Annotated in this window: 5 protein-coding genes; 1 reads left to right on the top strand and 4 read right to left on the bottom strand. The window is 36.6% G+C overall.

Features of this window, described 5'->3' with window-relative positions; genetic code table 11:
- Nucleotides 1-201 (top strand): hypothetical protein (locus ACTS4L_RS11100; RefSeq protein ID WP_440652050.1); only part of this gene is annotated, 201 nt, incomplete at its 5' end.
- 33 nt (nucleotides 202-234) lie between these two features.
- Here the strand turns inward: ACTS4L_RS11100 and ACTS4L_RS11095 are convergent.
- Genes ACTS4L_RS11095 through ACTS4L_RS11080 form a run of 4 tightly spaced genes read right to left on the bottom strand, consistent with a single transcriptional unit; the run spans nucleotide 235 to nucleotide 4497 of the window.
- Complete coding sequence (locus ACTS4L_RS11095; RefSeq protein ID WP_440617943.1) at nucleotides 235-1272, bottom strand: Fic family protein; 1038 nt, start codon at nucleotides 1270-1272, stop codon at nucleotides 235-237.
- 10 nt (nucleotides 1273-1282) lie between these two features.
- Nucleotides 1283-2254, bottom strand: coding sequence for an AAA family ATPase (locus ACTS4L_RS11090; RefSeq protein WP_440617942.1), 972 nt, complete (start codon nucleotides 2252-2254; stop codon nucleotides 1283-1285).
- A 2-nt stretch (nucleotides 2255-2256) separates the two neighbouring features.
- Nucleotides 2257-3864 (bottom strand): hypothetical protein, encoded by a 1608-nt coding sequence (locus ACTS4L_RS11085; RefSeq protein WP_440617941.1) that lies wholly within the window; start codon nucleotides 3862-3864, stop codon nucleotides 2257-2259.
- Nucleotides 3865-3873: 9 nt separating this feature from the next.
- Nucleotides 3874-4497, bottom strand: coding sequence for a recombinase family protein (locus tag ACTS4L_RS11080; RefSeq protein WP_440652049.1), 624 nt, complete (start codon nucleotides 4495-4497; stop codon nucleotides 3874-3876).
- Between the last annotated feature and the right edge of the window lie 236 nt (nucleotides 4498-4733).

Here is a 4733-nt window from a genome sequence, read left to right as displayed (position 1 = left end):
CTGTTAGAACCAGCAAAAACTTTAGGCTCAGCCAGAGTTATTTTGCAAATCAACCAACATTATTTTGCAAATGAAATTTACGTGAACCAGCGTTATTCTGCAAATAGGAAAAGTAGAACCAGAATTATTTTGCAAATGGATTTCCAACTATTTGGTAAGTTCTATAAAAACCTATTATTTAATTTTTATTGTAGAAATTAATGTCGCAAGTTTTGTCGTTAGATTGTCGCAAGTTTAGTTTTTTAACACGTAAATAAGCTTATTAGTGGCACCTTGTGATTCGATAAGTTTTTTCTCAACCATTGCCTTCAGTTCTCTCTGCAAGGTTCTTTTATTCACGTCTGGGCAAAGTAAACTAAATTCCTGCATATTGATTTGACCATGTTCAATAATATGTTCTACAGCCTTTGTTTGCCTATCATTTAACTCGTGATTGAGCTTTAGGACATCAAGTTTCATGATATCCTCACCACGGTGACGAATTTCTTGCATCTGCGTTGACAAGCCATGTGTGAAATATTCTAACCATTGTGTCATATCCAAGGCATTTTCACGCACACTTTGCAAAGCCTGATAATACTCAATTCGATTTCTGTCGTAGTATTCACTGATTGAAAATAGTTTCTTAAAGTCATATCCATAGCGGTATAAGCAAAGCGTAGAAAGCAATCGTCCGGTTCGTCCATTGCCATCCAGAAACGGATGTATATGCACAAATTGAAATTGAGCAATACCAGCAATCAAAATTGGGTTGATTTCGGACTCATTGTTTAGCCAGTATATTAGCTCAGACATCATTATGGGAACATCGTAGGCTGGCGGTGGTGTATAGATAGCTTCTCCAGTTTTTGAGTTAACAACGTAGTTTTGTATTTTTCTGTATTCCCCTGGCGCTGCCGAGTCTCCCCTAACATCTGAGACCAATCTTTTGTGAATTTCTCTTACAATGGCTTCACTAATATGGCTATTGTCATCAATAGACTGGGATATCAACTCAAATGCTTTTCTATAATTGAGGAGCTCTTGGACATCATCTTTATTGGTATCGGGAACATTAATGCCTGCAAGAATTTTTTCCGATTGATCAAGCGTTAATTGTGTTCCTTCAATGTGAGTGGTGTGATGCGCCTCCAATATTAAGGCTTTGTTCTGCATCTTTTGAATCCAATGCTCTGACAGCTGGGCAGCCTCCAAAAAACCACGAGCACGTTCTATCGTAGTGAGATATTGAGCTATTTTATTGTTAATACTAAAACGCGGTAAGAATGGCATAACAATATCCTTATACGACAATATTAGCCTGAATCAGCGCTTGTTCAATTTCATCAGATTGTTGTTCTGATAATTTTCCTGCAAACCATTGGTCAATGATTTTCTCCGAGGTGTGAAGCATTTTTGCAAGTGTTGAAACTTTATAACCGGCTCTTGAATATTGAAGCTCTTTTTGAAAGCCCTTTGGCTTTATCGCCTCGGTAACGACTGATACATCGATAGGTTTAACGCCTGCTTTAAAACCGATTTCCATCGCTTTATTGAAAAAAGAAATAATTTGCATAGGTGTTTGCAAAGATTCAGCAAGCAATTTTAAAGCATCGGGGGTAATTACCTCGCTGACTTTATTTTCTCCAACACATTGCTTTAATGCCCACTGGAAATATTTTTCTTTATGTACAAACAGCACATCCAAATCTATTACATATGCTCTAAAGCCAACCTCTTCCATTTTCGGTGATTGAATAACATTTTTTAATTTCGGTTGACCTGCTAAGATGATTGAAAACTTTTGGTTACTTTTTCTTGCCATTTCAGAGAGTTTTTTTAACGAAGATAGCGTGTTGCCATGCAAGTCCTGAGCTTCGTCAATAAAAAGTACCACAGGCTTATTATGCTCTTGCATAAGTTTAACAAAAGCACGATCTCTTAGTTCAGAAGACGCAGGAATAGAAGGCGTCTCACCTGTGCGTAAGTCAAGCAATAATGCAGTTAATAATGTTTTCACTGTGACCCGCTCTCGATCAGAGCTATAAGAGTAACTTACAAGACACTTTTTGCTATCTATGAGCTCTTGCATGAGTTGGTTCATCAGTATGGTTTTCCCAGATCCCACGCTGCCATTAATCACAATGAGCTTGCCATAATTTAAGACATATTGTTTAATTTTGCTCTGTAAACGTTCAATGTCTTTTGTTTTATAAAAGCCAGCTTCGGCGATATCATGTGTTAGTCCGTAATAGTCAAGTGCATCAAAAATCATGATTAATCCTTATTTGAAACAAGTTTAAGTTGAAAATAATGGCTAATGGCATCCATAAGCTCCTGATGTATTAACGTTTTATCTGTAAGGTTATCAATAACGTGACGCTGTTTATCAGTGAGCTCTGCCAAAGCAATACCTAGATACTTAGAAATAGCTAGCTTTGCTGCTAATTTAGACTCATATACTTTTTGAGGAGCAATAAGCGTAGCTTTAATGTTCTGTGCGGTACTAAAAATTGAAGGGGTCGGTCTTACAATATTTAACCCTACATCTTTAGATAAATTAATGACATTATCTGCGGCATATTCTTTCTCTGACTTTTTATGGTGGTGATAAGCTCCAAATTCTGCTGGTGGAGATATAGGATAAAATGGTCCAAACTCTTGGTCTTTGTATATCACACAGACCTCGTGTGCATTTATTCCTAACAATATAGTGACTTTTTCGCCTGCAAATTGTGGTGATAACTGATAGTGGATACCATTTATTTGAACCGTTGCATCGCTCTTAACTTGTCGATCAAAAGGCTCTCTCATAAGCGATTGATATTGCTCATACGAGCATATTGATAAATCATAATCTTTGGGCATATTTTGTTTCCAGACCTCAATTTTACTTAGCATTAAAGTTGGATGCTTTTTACTATTCTGCTCAGCTATAAATTGAGCTAACATTTGATTAGCTTCGGCAAGATTTTGAGGAATGTGAAACTTATAAATAGGCTCAAGACCAGACTTTATAGTGCGATGTTGGCGTTCAACTTTACCTTTGGCTCTTGCAGTTGTTTTTCTTCCACCGCATCCTCTTGGTAAATGAGAGAGTAATTTCATCCCTAACAAATTAACTACTCGGTTAAATAATCGACTTCTTGAAAAGCTACCATTATCAACGTAAAGAAAATCAGGAATACCGTGTAATTCATTTGGATCAGAAGTTATTTTGGCAATGGCTTTATAGAGAAACTCCAATACATTAAGCACGTCTTCTCCTTCAGCTAAACGATACTCTGAGTAAGCTACGCGACTCAAATCATCCACTACGCTATAACTCATAACTTTTCTTGGATCATCAGGATGCTGATCTGGAAATCGATATAATTCAGAGGGCGTAATGTCTAACTGCCAACATTGGTTACTGTAACAAGCTTGAAAGTGGTTTACCGTTGATTCAGTTGCGAGTTGATCGTGGGAAATATAATATTTCTCGAGATAATTATTAACGGTTGAGCGCTTGAGAACCCCATGAGACAACGTCACGATCTTATTTTTAACTGTTACTTCTCCAGACTCTAAGCGTTTTATGCATTCCTCTGTTGAAAGCATGTGCCTATTACCATTTGTTGAAGCAAATTTTAATGCTGCAATAATTTGACAATAATAATGAAGCTCTTTCTCTGGAAGGATTCTACTACTTCCCTTGTCACTACGTGTTTTACGCTCACAAGGGTGCAGATTAAGTGCTCTTAACTGTCTATATACGCTATCTTCAGAAATATTAAATACCGTTGCCGTATCTGCTATTAACGCCCGCCGTGCTTTGCCATTATTTGGTAAGTGCATAAGCTGTTGGTCAAGCTTAAATAGAACCTCTAATGGAATCTTCTTCATGATGTGCCATTATCCCTTAGCAATAAAGTCATTTCTAGCTAGCCAGTGCTTAAGATTCCCTAATGAAGTATCATATTTTTTAGCCACAAAGGTATAGGTTGAACCATTATTAAGTAGTGCAAATATTTCATCTTTGTAACCATCTAGTTTGCTCTTGCCTTTCCCTTTTGGGCGCCCAAGTGGCAAACCTTTCTCCTTTCTAGCTCTTAATGCCTCTGAAGTTCGCTTAGAAATAAGATCACGCTCAATCTCACTTACAATCGAAAACATCATAGCCATCACTTTGCTTTGTATCGAGTTATCCAACTTCCATGAGCCTTTAATTGCATATAGGTTTATTTTTTTTGACAAGCAACGTGAAATAACTTCTATGCACTCCAACATGCTTCGTCCAAGCCTTGAAAATTCACTTACAATTAAGTTGTCACCTTCACTTAATGACTCAATAACAGATGCCAAAGCGCGTTTCTGCCAACTAATTGTTCCGGAAGCTTTATCTTCAACGAATTTAACCTGCCCTAAATTTTTTTCGTTGGCAAAGAGCAAGATATCCATTTTATTTTTTTCAAGGTTTTGATCCTGAGTTGAAACCCTTAAGTAAGCAACTGTTTCTTTATTGGTCAAATTGGTCATCTTAATGACTACTTCTATGAAAACCTATTTAAGTTGATTTATTTAACTATATAATTATAAAAATATCCAGTGAATTTTGTTGAGTAAAAGAAAACAAAATAAACGATCATTTTTATTGCCATCAAATCAAATCCATTTGCAGAATAATTTTGGTTCTAAAATTCTATTTGCAAAATAATGTTGGTTGGTTTGCAAAATAATTCTGGCTGAGGGTCATTTTATTGCTGGCGCTTACA

The sequence above is a fragment of the Cysteiniphilum sp. 19S12-1 genome (assembly GCF_052030685.1).
Classification (GTDB): domain Bacteria; phylum Pseudomonadota; class Gammaproteobacteria; order Francisellales; family Francisellaceae; genus Caedibacter.
Note: the sequence above shows the minus strand (reverse complement) of the source record. Positions and strands in the feature narration are given on the sequence as shown.